The 1189-nt window shown below is 29.9% G+C and carries 1 protein-coding gene; it reads right to left on the bottom strand.

Features of this window, described 5'->3' with window-relative positions; genetic code table 11:
- Positions 1–94: 94 nt before the first annotated feature.
- Positions 95–910 (bottom strand): hypothetical protein, encoded by an 816-nt coding sequence (locus KPC_RS19880; protein WP_121976014.1) that lies wholly within the window; start codon positions 908–910, stop codon positions 95–97.
- Positions 911–1189: the final 279 nt, after the last annotated feature.

The raw sequence follows: 1189 nt of genomic DNA, 5'->3' as shown, positions 1-1189 counted from the left end.
GATCAAACATGTTAACTGTAATAAGAACATGTTTGATCTGAATATAAACATTGAATAACTTTTATTAAATAATATAAAAGTATGAATGCTCAATTTAGGCTATAGAGGGCTGCACTTTTTTCTTCAATGCAGCTGGATTGAGTTTTGATTGCATCCAAAAGTTTTTAACTGCTTTCTTCTGCTTTTTGTTTACTAAAGCAATGCCGATATCTAAAACGTTTTTCATATTTATCGGTAATATAGTTATTAATCCATGGCCTTCTTTATAGTCTGGATTCTGTTGTAAGTAAAATTGGGCTGAAGATTTTGTAATATTGCTCCACTCATGTCTTGAATTTTCTGTTTCTCTGGTTTTCCAACCAACTTTTACTACATGCGGATTAGAAGGCTCAACAGGTGTTAAATCAAAAAGATCTGACAGACGGTTTACAATTGTTTTAATTTCTTCATTGGGTAATGGTGTTGCCATGGTAGGCCAAACCTGCTTACTTAAGTTTGTCAATGCAACATAACTCGATGGATGTACCAGACTCCCTAGAAAGTATATTTTACGGTTTGGATGACTAATAATGAATTCTATAACCTTAAGTAAAGCAAAAAAATGAAATTGGTTGTTGCCACTTCGGAATTTAGGCATAAACCCCGCCTCCATACGAATCACACCAATACGTTCATCAAACGTATCAAACTTATAGAAATGAATTGCTCCATATCCTACAGCTTGATCTTGATACTTTTGAATAAAAATATTTGTAATGTTCGCTTTTGAATTGATGACATAGTTTGTAAATTGATTTTTATCAACACCATCAAAAATTTTGTCATGTACATGATAAAGTTCGTTAACTAATTTCATTTTGTCTTTTTCTGAAAAAAGTTTGGGGTCAACGATTGATGCACTTAAACTCATATTAAACCTCATGATCTAGTAAATTAAGATACATTCCTGTCTAATCTGAAAAGTCCTTTTTGTGACATATAGAATATCGAGAATTATGTGAAACTTTAGTTAAAAAAATAGATTGAATTCTGATTTACTAATTCGAAACAAATATTTATTTTTTATCAAAATCACTTAAAAACAATAATTAATTAAATGCCTTACTTTAACTTTATAAAACATCCTCCCCCTTCATTTAATGGAAAATACCTTGTAAATATCACATTTTTCAATTAAATAAATATTAAC

It is taken from the genome of Acinetobacter stercoris, from assembly GCF_900323515.1.
Lineage (GTDB): Bacteria > Pseudomonadota > Gammaproteobacteria > Pseudomonadales > Moraxellaceae > Acinetobacter > Acinetobacter stercoris.
This window is presented reverse-complemented; position numbering and strand designations above follow the sequence as displayed.